18 protein-coding genes and 1 pseudogene are annotated in these 20,071 nt (G+C 38.8%); 11 read left to right on the forward strand and 8 right to left on the reverse strand.

Translation table 11 applies throughout. The annotated features are described in order from the left end of the window. Positions 1-518, forward strand: a 518-nt coding sequence (locus A5N85_RS01375) for an IS630 family transposase (RefSeq protein WP_143143146.1), incomplete at its 5' end; no start/stop codon positions are given. Here the strand turns inward: A5N85_RS01375 and thiM are convergent. Genes thiM through A5N85_RS01405 form a run of 6 tightly spaced genes read right to left on the reverse strand, consistent with a single transcriptional unit; the run spans position 477 to position 6,884 of the window. Continuing rightward, entirely contained in the window at positions 477-1,055 is a 579-nt protein-coding gene (gene thiM / locus A5N85_RS01380; RefSeq protein WP_072575619.1) for a hydroxyethylthiazole kinase, read from the reverse strand. The genes A5N85_RS01375 and thiM overlap by 42 nt on opposite strands. Beyond that, positions 1,052-1,483, reverse strand: a complete 432-nt coding sequence (gene rimI / locus A5N85_RS01385) for a ribosomal protein S18-alanine N-acetyltransferase (protein ID WP_072575620.1) — start codon at positions 1,481-1,483, stop codon at positions 1,052-1,054. The genes thiM and rimI overlap by 4 nt, the downstream gene beginning before the upstream one ends. After that, complete coding sequence (gene metG / locus A5N85_RS01390; RefSeq protein WP_072575621.1) at positions 1,483-3,528, reverse strand: methionine--tRNA ligase; 2,046 nt, start codon at positions 3,526-3,528, stop codon at positions 1,483-1,485. The genes rimI and metG overlap by 1 nt, the downstream gene beginning before the upstream one ends. Before the next feature lie 48 nt (positions 3,529-3,576). After that, the gene (gene recF / locus A5N85_RS01395; RefSeq protein ID WP_072575622.1) at positions 3,577-4,641 is read right to left on the reverse strand and encodes a DNA replication/repair protein RecF; all 1,065 of its coding nucleotides are present in this window, start codon (positions 4,639-4,641) and stop codon (positions 3,577-3,579) included. Further along, positions 4,641-6,131, reverse strand: a complete 1,491-nt coding sequence (locus A5N85_RS01400) for a YifB family Mg chelatase-like AAA ATPase (protein WP_072575623.1) — start codon at positions 6,129-6,131, stop codon at positions 4,641-4,643. The genes recF and A5N85_RS01400 overlap by 1 nt, the downstream gene beginning before the upstream one ends. 3 nt (positions 6,132-6,134) lie before the next feature. Further along, complete coding sequence (locus tag A5N85_RS01405) at positions 6,135-6,884, reverse strand: SDR family oxidoreductase (RefSeq protein WP_072575624.1); 750 nt, start codon at positions 6,882-6,884, stop codon at positions 6,135-6,137. Between the two features lie 176 nt (positions 6,885-7,060). Here A5N85_RS01405 and A5N85_RS01410 point away from each other — a divergent pair, with 176 nt between their 5' ends. The 6 genes from A5N85_RS01410 (at position 7,061) to nhaC (ending at position 13,232) form a co-directional block, all read left to right on the forward strand. Further along, complete coding sequence (locus A5N85_RS01410; RefSeq protein WP_072575625.1) at positions 7,061-7,864, forward strand: amino acid ABC transporter substrate-binding protein; 804 nt, start codon at positions 7,061-7,063, stop codon at positions 7,862-7,864. 65 nt (positions 7,865-7,929) lie between these two features. Beyond that, positions 7,930-8,613, forward strand: a complete 684-nt coding sequence (locus A5N85_RS01415) for an ABC transporter permease subunit (RefSeq protein WP_072575634.1) — start codon at positions 7,930-7,932, stop codon at positions 8,611-8,613. Then, positions 8,600-9,367 carry an ATP-binding cassette domain-containing protein gene (locus tag A5N85_RS01420; protein ID WP_072575633.1) on the forward strand — a complete coding sequence of 256 codons (768 nt, stop codon included), beginning with the start codon at positions 8,600-8,602 and terminating at the stop codon, positions 9,365-9,367. The genes A5N85_RS01415 and A5N85_RS01420 overlap by 14 nt, the downstream gene beginning before the upstream one ends. A gap of 69 nt (positions 9,368-9,436) precedes the next feature. Beyond that, positions 9,437-10,984: a DUF945 family protein gene (locus A5N85_RS01425; RefSeq protein ID WP_072575626.1), complete on the forward strand. Its 1,548-nt coding sequence runs from the start codon at positions 9,437-9,439 to the stop codon at positions 10,982-10,984. A 238-nt stretch (positions 10,985-11,222) separates the two neighbouring features. After that, positions 11,223-11,378 (forward strand): DUF1328 domain-containing protein, encoded by a 156-nt coding sequence (locus tag A5N85_RS01430; protein WP_072575627.1) that lies wholly within the window; start codon positions 11,223-11,225, stop codon positions 11,376-11,378. A 336-nt stretch (positions 11,379-11,714) separates the two neighbouring features. Continuing rightward, entirely contained in the window at positions 11,715-13,232 is a 1,518-nt protein-coding gene (gene nhaC, locus A5N85_RS01435) for a Na+/H+ antiporter NhaC (protein ID WP_072575635.1), read from the forward strand. A 40-nt stretch (positions 13,233-13,272) separates the two neighbouring features. Here the strand turns inward: nhaC and A5N85_RS01440 are convergent. Next, positions 13,273-13,452, reverse strand: a pseudogene (locus A5N85_RS01440) (IS1595 family transposase); the annotation flags it as partial. A 481-nt stretch (positions 13,453-13,933) separates the two neighbouring features. Here A5N85_RS01440 and A5N85_RS01445 point away from each other — a divergent pair. The 4 genes from A5N85_RS01445 to A5N85_RS01460 all read left to right on the forward strand — a co-directional run bounded on the left by A5N85_RS01445 (position 13,934) and on the right by A5N85_RS01460 (position 19,252). After that, positions 13,934-14,635 carry a 5'-methylthioadenosine/adenosylhomocysteine nucleosidase gene (locus tag A5N85_RS01445; protein WP_072575628.1) on the forward strand — a complete coding sequence of 234 codons (702 nt, stop codon included), beginning with the start codon at positions 13,934-13,936 and terminating at the stop codon, positions 14,633-14,635. A gap of 42 nt (positions 14,636-14,677) precedes the next feature. After that, positions 14,678-15,253 carry a uracil-DNA glycosylase family protein gene (locus A5N85_RS01450; protein WP_072575629.1) on the forward strand — a complete coding sequence of 192 codons (576 nt, stop codon included), beginning with the start codon at positions 14,678-14,680 and terminating at the stop codon, positions 15,251-15,253. 61 nt (positions 15,254-15,314) lie between these two features. Next, on the forward strand, positions 15,315-15,926 hold the full coding sequence (locus A5N85_RS01455; RefSeq protein WP_072575630.1) for a metallophosphoesterase family protein: 612 nt from the start codon (positions 15,315-15,317) through the stop codon (positions 15,924-15,926). Next, positions 15,920-19,252: an exodeoxyribonuclease V subunit gamma gene (locus A5N85_RS01460; RefSeq protein WP_072575631.1), complete on the forward strand. Its 3,333-nt coding sequence runs from the start codon at positions 15,920-15,922 to the stop codon at positions 19,250-19,252. Before A5N85_RS01455 ends, A5N85_RS01460 begins: the two co-directional genes overlap by 7 nt. A gap of 46 nt (positions 19,253-19,298) precedes the next feature. On the opposite strand, the gene A5N85_RS01465 is transcribed toward A5N85_RS01460, so the two are convergent. Continuing rightward, positions 19,299-19,904 (reverse strand): inner membrane CreD family protein, encoded by a 606-nt coding sequence (locus A5N85_RS01465; protein WP_084601520.1) that lies wholly within the window; start codon positions 19,902-19,904, stop codon positions 19,299-19,301. Between the last annotated feature and the right edge of the window lie 167 nt (positions 19,905-20,071).

Here is a 20,071-nt window from a genome sequence, read left to right on the forward strand (position 1 = left end):
AGAAAAGAGAACACTTTCAAGAACAAATAGTGGATAAGACCGCTCAAGACAAACCGATAGTCTATCTTGATGAATGTGGTTTTAAAGCCTTTGATCATAGACCTTATGGCTACAGCACAAAAGGACAAGTTTGTCATGGAAGTGATAACTGGCATTTAAAGAACCAGAGCAATGCGATTGGAGCCATTATCAATGGAGAATTGTTTGCCTTACGCTTATATGATGGTTCTATTAACAGCGATATTTTCTCTCATTGGGTGAGAGAAGCACTGTTACCTGAGTTACCTAAAAACAGTGTAATTGTCATGGACAATGCCGCTTTTCATAAACGCAGTGATATTCAAGCAATCATTGAAGAGCATGGGCATGAGATAGTTTGGTTACCCCCTTATAGTCCAGACTTAAATCCTATTGAAAAGATGTGGGCTTGGATTAAGCAAATACGCAAAGAATGGCGGATGGATTGTATTGATACTTTATTCTTTTATCTGCTTTGGATTGGGTTGAGTTTTAGATGATTGCACTATATAGTCACTTTCGTCGCTAACAACGACAATCGCATTTTGGCGCTGAGCAAGCATTTGGGCGGCACCTATTGCTTCATTTGAGTCGTTTAAGCTATCAGCCCCTCTGTTTCGGGATTTTTCACCTGCAAGGTATAAGATTTCTGCCGCGTTACCACGAATCACAGCTGGGTAATAACGCAATAATTCTCTTGCGAAAGAGCTGCGATAAGAGAGTTTGTCGCTGACGGCAGCAGGGTCCAGTACCCAAGGTTTTCCATTTTCATGCGCTGTTTGCACGCCCATAGAAATTCCGCGTAATCGGGCATCTGTTAAGGACCCGACATTCACCATAAGGTTATCTGCTACTAGAGTAAAATCGCCTATTTCTTGCCAAGCAGCGACCATAGAGGGAGAGGCACCGACTGCTAGTAGTGTGTTTGCAACAAAGTTCATAGAAACAGTGTTGGTTAGGCAATGAATTAAAGGGGTGTTGCGTTTTAGCCAAGTTAAAACGGGCATGGCTTCGTTAAGCGTAAATAGTTGAGTCATAAAAAAGTCCTTTTCATCACATAAGCATCTTCAAATCCTTGATCACATAAATAATAGTTTTTCCGTGTGCCAACTATGGTAAACCCCTGATGATGATATAAGGTTTGTGCGGCAAGGTTGCTTTTTCTGACTTCTAAGAAAAGCTGTTTAACAGCGATAAGTTTACAGTGATGAAGGAGATTTTCTAATAGCAATCGCCCAATGCCTTTTTGGCGTTGGGCGGAATGAACAGCAATGGCGAGTAATTCCGCTTCTGTTTCGTCAATTTGTCGCCAAGCAATAAATCCAATTAAGCTGGCATGAGTAGATAGTGGATTGGGATAAAGTATTATTTTATCTGTTCCACTCGGCAGATAAACATTAGCGGCTTCGGCTAATGTTGCTATCTGCCGTTGAATAGGTTTAGGAAAGGATTGAAAACTGTCCACTAGCTCACTTTCATGCCGGCTTGTGCGCGTCCACTGGCTAATAAAACTTGTAGGGTTTCATTGCCGCTCGCAGAAAGAATCATGCCTTCACTAATGCCAAAGCGCATTTTCCTTGGTTTTAGATTGGCTAAATATACGACTAATTGACCTTCTAGCTCTTCTGGTGTGTGGTATTTTTTGATACCTGAAAAAACTTGTCGTTCGCCCAGCTCGCCAACATCTAGCTTGAATTTGAGCAGTTTATCTGCCTCTGGAATGGCTTCACAGCTAATGACTTTAGCAATGCGAATATCTAATTTCGCAAAATCATCAATGTTAATTTCATCTGTGGATACGGTTTCAGTCATCGTTTTTTTATCCTTTGATTTTTCTTCTTTTTTACCCAGTTGTGCTTCTTCTTTTAAATCTTCTTTGCTGTCTTCAATAATAGCTGCAATCGCTTTTTCTTCGATACGTTGCATAAGCGGTGTAAAGTTGCCAATGCTGTGCGCGACTAATGGCGTTTGCGCGTCTTGCCAAGTGAGGGGAGCAATTTGTAAGAAGTCTTCCACGTCTTGTGCAACTTGCGGTAAGACGGGTTTGAGATAAATAATGAGTTGACGGAACGCGTTTAAGCCAATGGTGGCAATGGCTTGCACGTCTTGGGCGCGACCTTCTTCTTTTGCGATGACCCAAGGTTTTTTAGCATCAATATATTCATTTGCAGCATCAGCGAGGCGCATGATTTCGCGAATGGCTTGTCCGTATTCGCGTGCTTCATATAAAGCCGCTAAATGGTCTGCTTGCTCAGCAAAGCGCATGAATAGTTGATTGTCTGTTAATTGTTCGCTTAGGCGGTTATCCGCATGTTTTTTCAAGAAAGGCGCACAGCGGCTGGCTAAATTGACTAATTTACCCACTAAATCGCTGTTCACTTTTTGGCGGAAGTCCGCAAGGTTAAGGTCAATGTCTTCTACTTTTGAGGAAAGTTTCGTCGCAAAATAGTAGCGCAGATATTCTGGGCGTAGATGTTTTAAATAGGTTTCGGCTTTAATAAAGGTTCCGCGCGATTTACTCATTTTTTCGCCATCAACGGTTAAAAAGCCGTGGCAGTTTACGCCAGTGGGTTGGCGATAACCGCTGCCTTTTAGCATTGCTGGCCAAAAAAGCATGTGAAAGTAGGCAATATCTTTGCCGATAAAGTGGTAAAGCTCTGTTTCGGGATTTTCTTTCCAGAAGTCATCAAAGTTGATGCCTTCTCGCTCGCATAGTGCTTTAAAGCTCGCCATATAACCGACTGGCGCATCTAGCCAAACATAGAAGTATTTGCCGGGTGCATTTGGAATTTCAAAACCCCAATAAGGTGCATCACGAGAGATATCCCAAGGTTGTAAGCCAGCCACAAACCATTCAGCGAGTTTATTGCGCATGGTTTCTTGTAAGTCTGCTTGTGCTAGCCAGTCTTTTAGGAAACTTTCAAATTGCGGTAGGTCAAAGAAATAATGCTCACTGTCTTTTTTGATGGGGGTTGCGCCTGAAATAACGGAGTAGGGGGCGATTAAATCGGTAGGAGAGTAGGTTGTCCCACAAACTTCGCAGTTATCGCCATATTGGTCTTTTGCATGGCATTTAGGGCATTCGCCTTTAACAAAACGATCAGGTAAAAACATTTCTTTTTCAGGGTCATAGGCTTGAGAAATGGTTTTTTTCAAGATATAACCGTACTCTGATAAGGTTTGATAAATGGCAGCAGTGAGTTCGCGGTTTTCGTCGCTATGTGTGCTATGAAATTGGTGGTGGTTGACCAGAAATCCTGAAAAATCGCGATGATGTTCAGCTTTGGTTTTGTCAATCAGTTGTTGAGGCGTAATTCCTTCTTTTTCTGCGCGCAGCATAATGGGCGTGCCGTGTGCATCATCTGCGCAAACGTAATGACACTCGTTGCCAATATGTTGTTGAAAGCGAACCCAAATATCGGTTTGGATATATTCGACCATATGCCCTAAGTGAATGGCGCCGTTGGCATAAGGTAGCGCACTAGTGACTAGAATTCGTCGTTTACTCATATTTGCCTCAAAATAAAAAGTTTTATTTTACCGTATTTTGGCTGAAGTTTACGATTGTGGTGTGAGTTGTCCTGCTTGGATGAAAAAATGTTGTCTATTTTTAGGGGTATCCAATGCTTCGATACTGGTGATAAAGAGTTGTGCGCCACTGTCAGTAAGAAATTGGAGGAGTAATTCCCGACGCTTTGGGTCAAGTTCGGCAGTAATGTCATCAATGAGAATAATAGGCTGCTTTCCACTGCTTTCTTGAATGACTTGATTTTGCGCCAAAATGAGCGCGCATAATAAGGTTTTTTGTTGTCCGCGCGAAAAGTAGTGAGCAATGTCTTGTTCTTGTGCATAGATGCGCCATTCTGCGCGATGAATGCCGTCGCGAGTATGTTTGAGCTGGCGATCTCTAGGCAAATGTTGAATCAGTAATTCTTCTAGCGTTTTATCTTGTGCCCAGCCACGGTGATAGCGAATATTTAAGGTTTCTAATCCGCCCAGTTCAGCATGGTAGTAATTTAAACGGGCTTCAAGATCATTTAAATAGATTTGACGCAATTGGTCGATGAGCTGAGCAGTTTGGCTAAGCTGATGATGCCAAGGACGAATATGTTCATCTGGCCAATTGTCACGCAAAGCCGCATTTCGATTTTTAAGGGCATATTGATAGCGCTGCCACGCAGGTAGAAAACGGCTGTCTTGATAAAAAAGTCCATAGTCAGTAAAGCGTCGACGATGTTCAGGTCCTTGGTCAATGAGGGCAAAATGGTCACTGTTGAGCATTTGAATAGGAAGTAAATCGGCTAATGCACTTAATCCAGATAGGTTTTCACCATCTAATCGAATACGGTAATCGCGTGTTTGACGTTCTATCCCTAAGAGATGCTCCGCTTTATCATCAATAATTTTGGCAATTAAGCGATAAAAATCTTTTTGATGCGCAATGATATGGCGTGTTTGGGTTTCTCGAAAAGATTTGCCTCGTCCTAAGCTATAGAGTGCTTCTAATAAGGCGGTTTTGCCGCTGCCATTACATCCGCTAATGTAGTTTTGTTGCGGATGAAAGTTTAAGGTTTGTGTCGCAAGGTTGCGAAAGTTTTCGATGGTGAGTTGCTGAATGTGCATTATTTCCAACTGCGATATTGAAGGGCTTCGGCGGCGTGGGCTGGGTGAATGGTATCGCTATCTGCAAGATCAGCAATGGTGCGCGCGACTTTTAATAGACGATGGTAACTGCGCATGGATAAATGCATTTTTTCAGCTGCTTTATCTAAAAGCGTATAGACAGCAGAGTCGGCTTGAATTATGTTCGATAATTCTTGAGCGGTTAACCGCGCATTGGATTTCCCTTGTCGAGAAAGTTGGCGTTGGCGAGCCTGTGTGGCTAATGCGCTTAAATGCTCACTGGTTTGTTCGCTTTGATGGGCTTCTCTTAATTCTCGAGGCGTTAAGCGAGCAATGGTGAGATGTAGGTCAATTCTATCTAGTAAAGGTCCGCTAATTTTTTGGCGATAACGAGCGATTTGATCGGGCGTATCGGTGCAAGGATGTTGCGGATCGCCATAATAGCCACAAGGACAAGGGTTCATTGCGGCTATTAGCTGAAATCTGGCAGGGTAATCTGCTTTGAGTGCTGCGCGGGATAAACTGATATGTCCGTTTTCTAACGGTTCGCGCAGCATTTCTAATACACGCCGATCAAATTCAGGTAATTCATCTAAAAATAAAATGCCATTATGCGCAAGAGAGATTTCTCCCGGTTTGGGTAAGGAACCGCCACCGACTAAAGCAGCGGCTGAGCTACTGTGGTGTGGCGCACGGTAGGGGCGCATTTGCCAATTTTGCGGAGAAAATCCTTGCTGGCTGATAGACTGTAGCGCAGCAGTTTCAAGTGCTTCTTCGTTTGTCATTGGCGGTAAAATTCCGGCAAATCGTTGCTCAAGCATGGACTTTCCTGTTCCAGGTGGACCGCTCATCAATAAATGATGACCTCCAGCAGCGGCAATCAGTAAGGCGCGTTTGGCTTCGTGTTGTCCGATAACGTCTTGGTAATCAGGATAATGGGGCGCCGTTGCTTGAGTAGGAGGCGGAAATACCCATTGTGATTGTCCGTGCAAAATACTGGCGATGGTTAGTAAGGTATCTGTGCTACGGAAATTATGGTTATCCGCTAACGCTGCTTCAGTCGCGTTATCTAGGGGAACGACAATTTGTCTGCTGGCTTGTTTGGCAGCTAAAGCACAAGGCAGAATACCACTAACTGGGCGTATTTCACCAGAAAGTGCCAATTCACCATGCCATTCGTATGGCGCTAACGCGGTTTCTGGAATTTGTTCGCTGGCCGCTAAAATGCCTAAGGCAATGGCTAAATCATAGCGGGCGCCGTCTTTGGGTAAATCGGCAGGGGCAAGATTGATGGTAATGTGTTTTTGTGGAAAAGTGAAACCGCTGTTTTCAATCGCTGCGCGGACTCTGTCTTTACTTTCTTTTACCGCTTTTTCTGGTAAGCCCACTAGTGTGAGTGTTGGAAATCCTGCGGACAAATTGACTTCTACGCGCACCAATTCTGCTTTTAAGCTAAGCGGTGCGCGTGAATAAACGGTTGCTAGCGCCATTTATTAAACTTTTTTAGCAACGGTTAAACCCGCAAAAGTTTGTGCGGTTGGCATCACTTCTAAACGATTGATATTGATATGCGCTGGTAACTCTGCACACCAAAGAATAATGTTGGCAACGTCTTCGCCCGTCATATTTTCAAAACCGTCATAAACCTTAGCAGCCGCTTGGTCATCGCCGTAATAGCGGACATTAGAAAATTCAGTGCCACCAATCACACCAGGCTCAATATTGGTCACGCGGATATTTTTACCAAATAAATCTGCCCGTAAATTGCGACTAAATTGGGTAACAAAAGCCTTTGTCCCACCGTAAACGTTTCCGCCCGGATAAGGGTGAGAGCCTGCAATAGAGGATAGATTGATGATATGTCCGCGATTGCGTGCAACCATACCAGGTAGGATTTTATGGGTAATCGCAACTAATCCACGAATATTGGTATCAATCATTTTTAGCCAATCTTCTAAATGGCTTTCATACGCAGGTCCAACGCCTAAGGCTAATCCAGCATTATTAACTAAGACATCTATTTCTTGCCACGCTTTAGGAAGGCTATCAATAGCAGTACTTCCAGCATCAATATCGCAAATATCAAATGGCAAAGGAAAAAAATTTTCGCCTAATTGCTTTTGCAAAGCTGCTAATTTTTCTACACGGCGAGCCGTACCAATCACTTTATGCCCTTTTTCAACCATTTGTTTTGCAAGTGCTGCACCAAATCCGGCGCTCGCACCAGTAATAAATACAATCATGAGACTCTCCTTTAGGCAGAAAAGGCTATGATAACGATAAATGTATCAGAGTTTAACCATTTGAGAGAAAAACCTAATGAAAATTCTTATAACGACCAGTTATAACAACCGTCAAAAATGTTCTTTCTCAAAAAAATATGAGATTGCTAGACTACGTGTTTTCATCTGGAGGTTTTATGCAAAAACGTCATTTTCTCAAATTATCTGCTTTATTGGCTTTAGTCGCAGTTAATCATTCTGCTTTTGCAGCTGACGCTGCCACAGAAAACTTAGAAAAACGCATCGCTGAAAAAGACACGATTACTATCGGAACGGAAGGAACATATGCACCATTTACTTTTCACGATGAGAATGGTCATTTAACAGGTTACGATGTAGAGGTAGCGCGCGCGGTTGCAAAAAAATTGGGCGTAACGCCAGAGTTTAAAGAAACCCAGTGGGATGCGATGTTAGCAGGGCTAAACAGTAACCGTTTTGATTTAGTCGCAAATCAAGTAGGACTGACTTCACCTGAAAGACGCGCAAAATATGATATTACTGACCGCTATAGTTATTCCGGTGCCGTTGCCGTTACCCGAAAAAATGATGATCGCGTGCACCAGTGGGAAGATATTAAAGGACTAAAAGCGGCCCAATCTTTCACTTCTAACTACGGTGAAATGGCAAGAAAGTATGGTGCGGAGATTGTTGGTGTTGACGGATTGGCGCAATCTTTGCAGCTATTACTTCAAAAACGTGCAGATATTACGATGAATGATCGTTTAGCTGTGCTAGACTTTATTAAGAAACATCCTGATGCCCCCTTGACTATTGCTTTGCGTGTGCCAAAAGAACAACAAATTGGTAGCGGTTTTGTTTTTAATAAAGGTAATGAAGCAACTATAGAAAAGTTTAACAAAGCATTAGCAGAGTTACGTGAAGAAGGGGTATTAAAACAATTATCGGAACAATTTTTTGGCGAGGACGTAAGTCAGCCATAATCTTAAATGACTTCAATATGTAAGGAGCTTTTGTGTTAACAGATTTTTTAGTGGCTTTACCTTGGATGGATGCTGCTAAGGCAAAAATCGCTATAGAAGCGGCAGGGCCGTTATTCAAAGGTTTGTGGCAGTTTACCCTGCCACTTACTTTAATTAGCTTTATTATTGGCTTAATCTTTGCTTTTCTCTTAGCCTTACCTAGAATTGGGCGTCCTAAACATATTTGGCATTTGATTGCTTATCGTTTAGCGACAATTTACATTTCCATTATTCGTGGCACGCCGATGCTAGCGCAATTATTTATTATTTTTTATGCGCTACCCAATATTGGTATTACCTTAGATCCATTTCCTACCGCGATTATTGCTTTTTCCCTCAATACTACTGCCTATGGTTCAGAAATTATCCGAGCGGCTATTCTTTCTATTCCTAAAGGACAATGGGAAGCGGGCTACACTATTGGGATGGATAATAGACAAACCTTGATGCGAATTATTTTACCGCAAGCTTTGCGAGTGGCTATTCCGCCATTATCCAATAACTTTATTGGCTTAGTTAAAGAAACATCGTTAGCTTCAGTGGTTCTAGTTCCTGAAATGATGCGTCAAGCCAATATCATTGCTTCTCGGACCTACGAATTCTTATTGGTTTATACCGAAGCAGCGCTATTTTACTGGGTCATTTGCTTTTTATTAAATCTTATTCAAATGCGATTGGAGAAATATTTTGACCGCTATATCGCCAAATAATACAACATTAGTCGAAATAAAAAATATCCATAAACGTTTTCATCAGCAGGTCGTTTTAAATGGCGTAGATTTGACGATTAAAAAAGGAGAAGTCACTGTAATTCTTGGACCATCGGGTTCAGGGAAAACCACTTTTTTGCGGTGTTTAAACGCATTGGAAACGCCAGAAGAAGGGACGATTATTTTTAATGATGGCTCTTTATCTGTCGATTTTTCTCAGAAAATCAGTCGTCAACAATTGCTTGCTCTAAGACGCAAAAGTGCAATGGTTTTCCAATCCTATAATCTTTTTCCACATAAAACAGCGTTAGAAAATATTATGGAAGGTCCTGTTGTCGTCCAAAAAATGCCTAAACAACAAGCCGAAGAAAAAGCGCATCAATTACTAAAAAAAGTGGGATTGGCAGAAAAAGCTAGTTTATATCCTTATCAACTTTCTGGTGGACAGCAGCAACGCGTGGGTATTGCACGCGCATTAGCCATTGCACCTGAATGGATACTTTTTGATGAACCAACCTCTGCCCTTGATCCAGAGCTTATCCAAGGCATGCTGGATTTAATGAAAGGATTAGCAGACGAGGGGCAAACCATGGTTGTTGTGACCCATGAAATCCAGTTTGCGCGCGAAGTCGCTGACCAAGTCATTTTAATGGAGCATGGCAATATCGTTGAACAAGGTTCACCAGAGCAATTATTTGAATATTCTACACACCCTAGAACGCGCGCGTTCTTACGCAATATTCGCCAACTCTAGAAGCAAAAAACACTATAGAGTAAATAAAAACTTGTTACAATTTAACATTTAACCCATTTGGAGAATAAAATGTTAAAGAAAACCTTACTTTCGGCAGCAATGTTGCTTGCCTTAACAGCATGTGGAGATAAGCTCACTGGCGAAAAACAGGCCAATGCAGCAGAAGAGGCTTATCGTCAAATGGCACAATATAGCGATGTGGTGATGTCTAGGTCTTTAGCAACCAGCCCAATTTTTAATAAAGTTAGCTTTTCTGTTGATGACTATCAAAAAGGCGCACAAGAAGCGACTGCAACGCGCAAAATGACGCTGGATTTAAATCCTATTTATTTTGACGGACATTTCGAAAAACCGATTGTTGTTACCTTAAAAGACTATATTAACTACGCTGATGCGCTTGAAAAAGAGAAAAAAATTGCTCGAGTAGAAACCACTTTTGATGTGGATAATGCTTTATTTACTGAAATAGGTTTGACACCAGAAGAAACAAAAGAAGTTAAAGAGCTTATCTCTCATTTCCGTGCAAATACCGATTTTTACCAAGATGATAAAACGGTTCAATCGTTTGAAATTACCCCTATCTCTATCGAAAATAAAGGGGAAGGAATTCAATATCAAGGCTTTCACTTAACGGGTGAATATAACCGCAAAGAGTTAAATGCTGATAAATTATTAATTGCTTCAACCGGTAGTTTTGATTCTGCTCAATTAACCATTAAAGATAATGAAGAAACCATTATATTAAATCCTTTTAAAGGCGATATGAAAGTAGATAAGGATGGTAATGTTGCTTCCAAAACAACGCCCATAGAAATCAATTATAGTGGTCGCTTTCAATCTGGAAAATTTGTCATTGAGAATATAGAGTTTAATGGTACTAAGCTTTCGTATGATAATACGATTAACAATTTCTTAGGTGAACAGCGCATTAGTGCGAATAATATCAAAATTGAAGGCTCAGGACTTCCTCAGTCAGTTGAATTTGATTCATTAAATGCGAATATCAATACACAAAAGAAAGGTGAGCTATATAACACACAAACTGAATTTTCTGCCAAACCTCGCACAGATTTTCTAGAGGTATTTGGACATATTCCAAACCTTAAAATCAATGAAATAAAATTTATCTTTACTTTCAATAATGCAAGTGCAGATGCTATTCGTGCGGTTAATACTTTACAATTTGCGCTTAATCCACAAGCAAGAACAATAGTAGATTCTACGGTTTTAGAAAATATGGATCAAATTGTTGTAGCTGGACTCAGTGATATTGTGAAAAACAAATCGGATTTAACTCTTGATTTAGCTGTTGATACACAATCGGGTAAAGCAACAGCAAAAGCACATTTGGCTTTAGATAAAGAAGCAACCATTGATAAAGCACAAATTGAAAATGCGCTAGCAAATGATAATATTGAGATGCTAATGGAATTATTTGCACAAAATGGGGTAGCAATTGCTGATATAGTGATTCCAGAATCTTTGGTTCAGGCAACGGGTATGGCACCAATGGCAGAGCAAATGGCAGGACCTTATGTAAAAAAAGAAAATGGTAACTATATTGTGCACTTAGAATATAACAAAGGACACGCAACGATTAATGGTTTACCTTTATAATTTTTGAATAGTTGGTATGATTAGTTAATCTTTTAAAAGCAATGAGGATAAATATCCTCATTGCTTTTAAACCAAAAAGTACATTGTAATATTATTACATGCTCAGTTTAATTTGCTTAAATGGATTGTTATTTTGTAATTAAAATTTATTATTATTTAATGAATTTTATTTAAATAATGATAGTATGAATACGTTGTTTAACAACATTTAAATAAATTTATTTAGGAGAAAATAATAATGTTACATTATGCAGTTGTATTTTTTATCATTGCAATTATTGCAGCAGTTTTTGGTTTTGGGGGTATTGCTGCTGGCGCAGCTGGTATTGCCAAAATTCTATTTGTTGTATTTTTGATTTTAGCTATTGCTTCTTTCTTTTTCAAGAAAAAATAAATATTATTTATATTTTTAAAAAAGCGCTTTAACGCTTTTTTAGTTTATGAAAATCAATTTGAATTTATAATATTTTTACAAAATTTGGTAGCGTTCTGAAAAAAGTATGCTAAACATACTTTTACAAAAAATACTTCTTTTAATATATTGATATTTGAATGCTTAATTACTATTGGATTATTTGATAATATTGCAGCATACTTTTCAAATCACTATCTAAAATTTATATATCTTCTGAACTAAAATAATCACTTAATTTTCTAATTAAAATCAGGTAACACATATGCCTATGAAAAAAATATGCTCGGTCATGCTCGATGTATGGTTAAATCTGAAATGCAAAATACGACCGTAGCGACTGATAATAGTATTTTACCACCGCTTTGGTTGGCTCTATTACCTATAGTGTTAACTATTGGCGTAATGGCAACACAATTATTTGTCTTTGGCAATTTTGCCCCTCATGTTCCATTGATGTTTGGAATTGCTTTTGTTGGATTAACCGGACTTTATAGCGGGATGTCTTGGATGGATACAAGACAGGGTGTGTTTCATGTGATTCATGTTTCTATGCCATCTTTATCTGTATTAGTACTGGTCGGAATGATTATTGGCGTTTGGATTGCTTCGGGAACCGTTCCTACACTGATTTATTATGGATTGAATTTGATTCATCCAAAATTCTTTCTCGCTGCAGCTATGCTCATTTGTTCTTTTATTTCATTATCTTTAGGGGCAAGTTGGGCAACAGTGGGAACCATTGGTTTGGCTTTAATGGGAATTGGCTCAGGCTTTGGTATTCCAATGTATTGGACAGCAGGGGCAGTTATTTCTGGCTCTTTCTTTGGTGATAAAATTTCACCGCTATCGGATACAACAAATTTAACTCCAGCTTTAACAGGGACAAATGTGTTTGATCATATTAAAAATATGCTACCAACCACTATCCCATCTATGGTTTTAGCTTTTTTAATTTATTTGATAATGGGTGGACAATTGGCTCATGAAAGTGATGAATCTGCTCAAGCAATTATGCAAATCTCACAAACGCTACAAGCGCACTTTACTTTATCACCTTGGCTACTAATTCCGCCTGGAATTGTGCTTATTCTAGCTATTTTGAAAAAACCTCCTCTGCCTTCATTATTCATTGGTGTTCTGTCTGGAATGATTGTGGGATATTTTGTCCAAGATGGGATAACAGTTTCTGATATGTTTGAGTATGCACAAAATGGTTACAAAATTCACACTGGTGTTGAATCTATTGATTTGTTATTAAACAAGGGCGGTATTCAATCAATGATGTGGACAATATCATTGATTCTTTTAGCTTTGGGATTTGGTGGTGCCTTAGAGCGAACAGGCTGTTTAGAAGTGGTTATCAATACTTTAATCAATCGGGTAAAATCTTTTGGGGGTGTACAAGCCTCTGCTACTGGAACGGCATTTTTTACCAATATGATTACAGGAGATCCGTATATTTCTTTAGCGCTACCGGGCAGAATGTTTTCTCCACTGTATCGCGGAATGGGCTACTCTACCCTTAATTTAGGGCGTAGTCTTGAGGAAGGTGGCACTTTAATGAGTCCACTCATTCCGTGGAATGCGGGAGGGGCTTTTTGCATTACCGCTCTAGGTTTAGGAATTATTGATGGCGGACAAATGGAAAATCTTTGGTATATTCCATTAAGCTTTGCCTGTTGGTTATCTCCGATAATCGGCATTTTTTATGGTTTTGCAGGTTGGTTTTGTCCAAGAGCAAGTGAAGAAGAGCGTGCAAAATGGGATAGTGAAAATCATGAAATCAAAGATCTTGGTGACCATGAATTAGCAGATGATGCTGCAATTAGCTAAGTAAGCTTTGAATATTATTTGGGGATGAAGTAGATTAGCATTAAATTTCACACCATTTCCGTAGGATTTTAAGCTGCTGAGACAGTGTCTCATAGTTGAACCAAAACGCACATTCCTTCAAAAATAAAGGGAACGATTTGCAATCAACCCCTTTATACTTTACTCTCAACACTCGCTTTACCTGATTCCGAAAATTTTCAATCTTATTAATGTGGTTTTTTGCTCAACTAGGCAACGCTCTATCAACTGCCAGTCTATCACTCTCGCTAGCTTGAGTAAGAGACATAGCAGGGTTCCCGAAAAATACATACAGAGACTTTTGCAAAAATTCCGTTTCGCACGAATTTTTGCTATTAGTAGAAAAATTAACACCATGATTTTAATATATTTTCAAAATTTGAAAAATTGAAATTTCTCTATTTTATGTTTTTTTGTAAAAGTCTCACTTTGCCAGTTTAGCGCCTTGATAATATTCCAGCATACTTTTCAAACCACTACCATTTTCTTAAGTAAGTGATATTTCATTTTCTTTGTCTATTTCGAGATTGGTTACGGTTTTTATTATTGATTAAATCAGAGTATTAAAAGTTTATTGAGAAGGTGCTAGTAAGAGATATGGCTTGATTGTTAGAAGAACAAATATTGCTATTCATTAGCTATTAGCTATGATTAGCGATGAACACAGTTTTTTTAGGATACGAATGAATACTACGACGGCAATTATAGGCGCTATGCCACAAGAATTAGATACTTTAGTGAAAACGATTGAAAATATACGAACTGATACAAAGTATGGTTTGACTTTTTATCAAGGCGTTTATAAAGGTAAAAATGTTGTCTTAACGCTATCAGGTATTGGAAAGGTAAATGCCGCAATGGCAACAACGATTGCGATAGACGCTTTTTCTGCCAATCAAGTAATTAATACGGGAAGTGCTGGCGGGATTGGAGACGGTTTACATATCGGAGATATCGTCATTGGAAAGGAAATTGCACATCATGATGTTGATGTAACGGCTTTTGGCTATGAAAAAGGACAAGTTCCTAAGATGCCTTTGTATTTTAGCTCAGATAAGCGTTTATTATCGCTTGCTAGTCAAGCCGCTTCTGTTTTTGAAAATGCGTATATTCATGAGGGATTAATTATTTCTGGCGATAGTTTTATCGGTTCAAAGCAGAAAATAAAGGAATTAACAACGGTTTTCCCTAAGGTTTCCGCTTGTGAGATGGAATCTGCCGCAATTGCGCAGGTTTGTTATTGTGCGAATATTCCTTTTGTTATTATCAGAGCCATTTCAGACCATGCGAATCAAGAAGCAAATATGAGTTTTGAAGCGTTTATTGAGCATGCAGGTAAACGCTCTGCTCAAATGGTGCTTAAAATCCTTGAGATGGATGACTAATATTCAGGGTAAATATCGATAAATACAGTAAAAATATCCGAAATGAAAATAGAAGATCATCCTTTAGAACCATTTTTGCCAAAAAATGCAAAGGTATTCATGCTAGGCAGTTTCCCACCGCCACGTATTCGTTGGAAAATGAATTTTTATTATCCTAATTTGCAAAATGATATGTGGAGAATTTTTGGGATTGTTTTCTTTCAAGATCCTTTCTATTTTCTATCAGAAGATAGGAAATCTTTTAAGGAAATGGCTATTCGCACATTTTTAGCAGAAAAAGGAATTGCGATTTTTGATGTCGCGCAACAGGTAAGGCGATTACAAGGCAATGCTTCTGATAAGTTTCTTGAAATTGTTACGGTTAGCGATATTAAAGGTCTATTAAATAGGCTACCTTTTTGTCAGGCAGTAGTCACAACAGGAGAAAAGGCAACAGATGCGCTATTATCTGTTTTTTCTGAAAAGGTGAGTAAACCGACGATTGGTCATCCAAGTAGGATTTATTGGCAACAGCGTGAATTAGCGTTTTATCGTTTGCCTTCGTCATCTAGAGCTTATCCATTACCTTTGGTCGAAAAGGCGAAAATTTATCAATCTTTTTTTTTCGACTATTTTTAATGAATAGCAAAAGTAGAACGCTTGCACATGTTATGATATTTCTTTTTTAAGAGGTAAACCAATGCAGATATTCTTTACCTCCGATACGCATTTTTTTCATCGAAATATTATTAAATACTGTCATCGTCCTTTTATTTCGCCTGATGAAATGAATCAAGCAATGGTGACAATTTGGAATCGGCAAGTGAAAAAAACCGATCGGGTCTATCATTTGGGCGATGTTTCTTTTGGCGGGTTATCAGAAACTTTTCAGTTATTAGCACAATTAAATGGGGAAATTTGCTTGATTAGCGGTAATCATGATGATGAGCTGATTCATGACCCTTATTTGAGAGAACGTTTCCGCTTTATCCGACCTTATCATGAAGAAAAAATTGATGGTCAAGAGTTAGTCATGTGTCATTATCCTATTATGCAGTGGCGCAATGCACAGCGTGGCGCGTGGCATTTATATGGGCATACGCATGGAAGTTTGCAAGTTCATGGTGCGGCAATGGATGTTGGTATTGATGCCCACCCTTTGTTTCGATTGTGGCGTTGGTCAGAAATTAAAGCAAAGTTAGGGAAAAAACGCGCTTTACCTTATCCCAGCAAACCGATATATCCTGAGCGAGAGTTTTCTGAGCAGTGGGAAGTTTTAAAATTGAATGGCGAGCCAATAGAAAAATGTTGAAGTTTTACCAATCTCCTGATTTACGGGTTTTAGCAGATAAACTGATTGAGATTGAATGTAATCAAATCAATAATGTTTTTAGTCGTAGTACGATTGTTGTGCCAAACCTAGCGACAAGAGATTGGTTAGAGCAGAGAATAGCGCGTCATGTCGGGATTAGTGCGCATACGGATTATCCATTTTGGATTGAATTTGAGCGTTCATTGATTGAAAAGGTTTATGAGCAACTTGTCCCACAAGCGGGCGCATCAGATTTTCCTTTGTCTGATGCGGTGATGCGTTGGACGGTGTTTGCTTATTTAAATAATCATTTAGATAACATTTTAGATGACCCAAATCATCCTTTATTTTTGACTTTACAATTCCTTATTACCACACGAGAAAAAAGCCATGTGACGCAGCGATTATGGACGTATGCAAAAGAAACCGCACGAATTTTTACTGCTTATTTGCAAATGCGCCCAGAATGGTTAAGTCAATGGAGTCGGGGGAAGGGTGGGTGTTTAGAAGATTTTCTATCGCCTTCTATTACTTTACCAAGTTGGCTTATTGAGCATTATCGGCAGGTTTTAGTCGCTCAACAATTTTTATGGCAAGTTTGTTTTTCTGAAGCTTATTTAAAACGCGAAAAGATGTTTGATATTTTTTCGCAAGCGGCGCAAACTCAGAATTTACCTAAAGTGGTTGTGCCACAACGCTTATTTATATTTGGTGTTTTTTCTTTAAATGCTTCTATATTAAATTTTCTAGAGATTTTATCCTCAGATATAGAAGTTTATTTATTTCATCATAGCTTAAGTAATGAATATTTCAGCGATATTGTGGATAATCATTGGTTGCGTAGTTTACCGTTTGCCAAACAAGAAGAATATAGCAGCGGGCATCCGTTAGTTTCTCGTTTTGGAAAAACGCAGCGCGATATTCAGCGATTGTTAATGCAAAGAGAGTGGTCGGAAAATATTGAGTATCTGCCTTTTCAACCAGCGAAGTCAGATAGTTTATTAAGTCGGTTACATGCGGATATTCGATATATGCGTGAGGAAGCCACATTAGGGGCAGAACCGCTGCTTTCCGTAGAAGACGATAGTTTGAGGATTCATGCTTGTCACGGTTTATTAAGACAATTAGAAGTTTTACGTGGGGAATTGGTGCGTTGGTTAAATGCAGATAGTGAACGTAAATTATCCGATATTTTAGTGGTAATGCCTAATCCTGACCAATATCAAGATATGATTCGGTCTGTGTTTCCAGCGAATAGTGATTATGATGGCTATTATTTGCCAGCGAGAATAACAGGCATTAGTACGCCCGAAGCGGAAAATTTATGGCAATCGGTAGTAGGCATTTACACTTTATGGAATAGTACGTTCGATTCACAAACGGTTTGTGATTGGCTACTTTTAAAAGATACTTGTGCTGCGTATGGTATTAGTCATGAAGCCATGCAATCTATCTGTGAAAAATTAATTGCTGCTGGATTTAGACGAGGGTTTGACCAACAGCATTTACAGTCGCAAATAGATCATCAAGATGACGATGATCGCTATACCTTTCTTTATGCTTTAGATCGTTTAGTTGCTGCTTATACCATGCCAGATGCGGAGATATTTAATGATGAAGTTGTTCCAGCTGAACCATTGAGTAGTAATGATTTATCGGCGTTACAAGTGCTTTGTCAGTTTGCAATGGATATTCGAGAAGCGCAAACACAGCTTCAACAAGAAAGCCCCGCATTAGAGTGGATAGAGAAGTTAAAAGAGCGACTAGAAACACAGTTCTCGTATGCGGTGAATACATCTGGTTATCAGTCTATCGTGCATTTATTAAGAGATTTAAAATATCAATTAGGAGAAAGGATTACTTTGCCTTTACCTTTTGATTTTGTGTTAAATACCATTAGTGACCGTTTGAGCAGTCAGCAGCCAAGTTCTGAGCCTAGTGGGGTTATTACGATTGGACGATTAAGTGCCTTACAAGGGCTACCTTATAAGTTAATCGTTTTTCTAAACGCAGATGCCGATGTCTTTCCAAGCCGGACGTATGATAAGCGCTATAATCTGATAGAAATTTCTACTCCAAGACCAGGTGATAACCATCGAGAGCAGGATGAGTTAGGTGCATTTTTAGCGCTTATTGTAAATGCGCAAGAAAGTTGTTGGATTTTTTACAATGCGGTTGATCCTGTGGATAATGAAGCTCGATTGCCTGCAGCGCCCGTTCATACATTGATAGAATATTTAACAGAGCAGCTTGGACATCAAAAATTTATCATTACGCACGAATCTGATCCTTTTCATCCTGACAGTAATGCCGCACATCCAGCACCGCTTTGGTATAAGGTACAGAAAACACGGTTAGAATTTCAAAATAAATCTTCCTCTCAATGGGTAGAAATCCCTTTTATTGCCAATCGATTAGAGTGGGCGAATAGTGTTCAGCAACAACAAGGTATACCACGTCAGACGCAAAACTTTTCTCAGCTATTAACAGCAATTCTCAAACCGGCAAGCACTTATCTGAAAAATAAGAATATTAATTTGCTTAAAAATACAGCCTCTCCAGTGACGATAGAACCATTAGAATTAGATGGCTTAGAAAATTGGCAAATTAATCAGCGTTTATTATCAACCTTAGATGATACGCAAAAATATAATCATTTTTTACGCGAACCTTATTTACCGATGAACCAATTTGGTCAAGCTTATGGTAAGCAGCAACGAGAGCATTTAAATGAACGTCGTGAAAAATTGCTTGAAATGAGTCATGCTTCAGGCTTAACAAAAACAGAACCGCAACAAATTCATTTTGAAAATTGGGTTTTAAACGCAGAATTACCTATCTCGCCAGATAAACCTTGGATAAATTTATCTGTTAGTAAGGCAAAATCCTATCATTTAGTACGATTCCGATTACATCATCTATTGTGGCAATATAGTGGTGCGTATCAGGAAAGTATTTGGGGATTTAGTGATAAAGAAAATCCTATTATTCTTCCAGCTAAGACGAAGCAACAAGCTCAATCAGAGTTACAAGAATGGTTAGCAATTTGGCAGATTTTACAAGAATATCCTTGGATAGTCCCGATAGAGTTGCTTTGGGAAGTGGTAAAAAAACCTGAGTTGATTGACAAAAAGATTGTTGATTGGCTGAAAATGCGTCGTCCTAATGAAGACTATAAGGGGATTTATATTTATGATGATAAAGGGGCTTGGAATTTACTTTTTAAAGGCTATAGAGAAGAAGAACTACAATCGATATTGGGAGCATCAATTAATCAGCATAGCGATTTAATTCTCCCATTTTTAGAAGATAAAATATTGGATTAGGATGAAAGTATTGCTAATTTCACCCTAATTTGCCTAACAATAGGATTTAAATTTGTTCTTTCTCTATTATTTTTGCTTTTTTATGGTAAATAGAGAGCTCATACCAATTGATATATCTCGTGAGATACATTGTCGTTGCAATGGCAATAAATAATAAAATAGAGCCAATAAGCAGATTGTATTTTGTTAATCTAATAAGGATAAACATCACACTATAACCAAATAACAATAACCCTCCAATAATGAGATAACTATTGGTTTCACCTGAGGAATATTGCATATACCAACTAATGAGAGAAATACAAGCGATAGATGCAATAATGTAGGATGCGCTAAATCCAATTTGCTCGCTGAGTGAAAGTAATAATAGATAGAAAATGGTTAATGCGGAGCCGACCAAGCCATATTGAATAGGATGAATTTTTAATTCACGAATCAGCTCAAATAAAAAGAATATGGCAAAGGTAAACCCGACTAATACCATACCATATTTAATACTGCGCATTATCCTACGATAATCATCAACTTGATTAAGATTGCCTAAATAGTTCATTCGTTCATAAGTAAGCTGATAAATCAGTGCCAAGGCAATGGTAAATATTAAGCAAAGCAAAAAAATGGCTAAGAGTTTTTGCGTAATGGGAGATTTCATAGGTATTCCTCTTATAGTCAAATCAACTAAAAAACAGGACGTTTTATAAACATGACCTTAGTGCTTCTGGCGGTAAATGGTGTTCTGTTTTTTAGCTGATTGCACTATATTCAATACTTCCAGTATCCTTGATAATTTGCTTTATCCTCTTATTATAAGAAGGGTTG

Source organism: Suttonella ornithocola (assembly GCF_001889065.1).
Taxonomy (GTDB): Bacteria; Pseudomonadota; Gammaproteobacteria; order Cardiobacteriales; family Cardiobacteriaceae; genus Suttonella_A; species Suttonella_A ornithocola.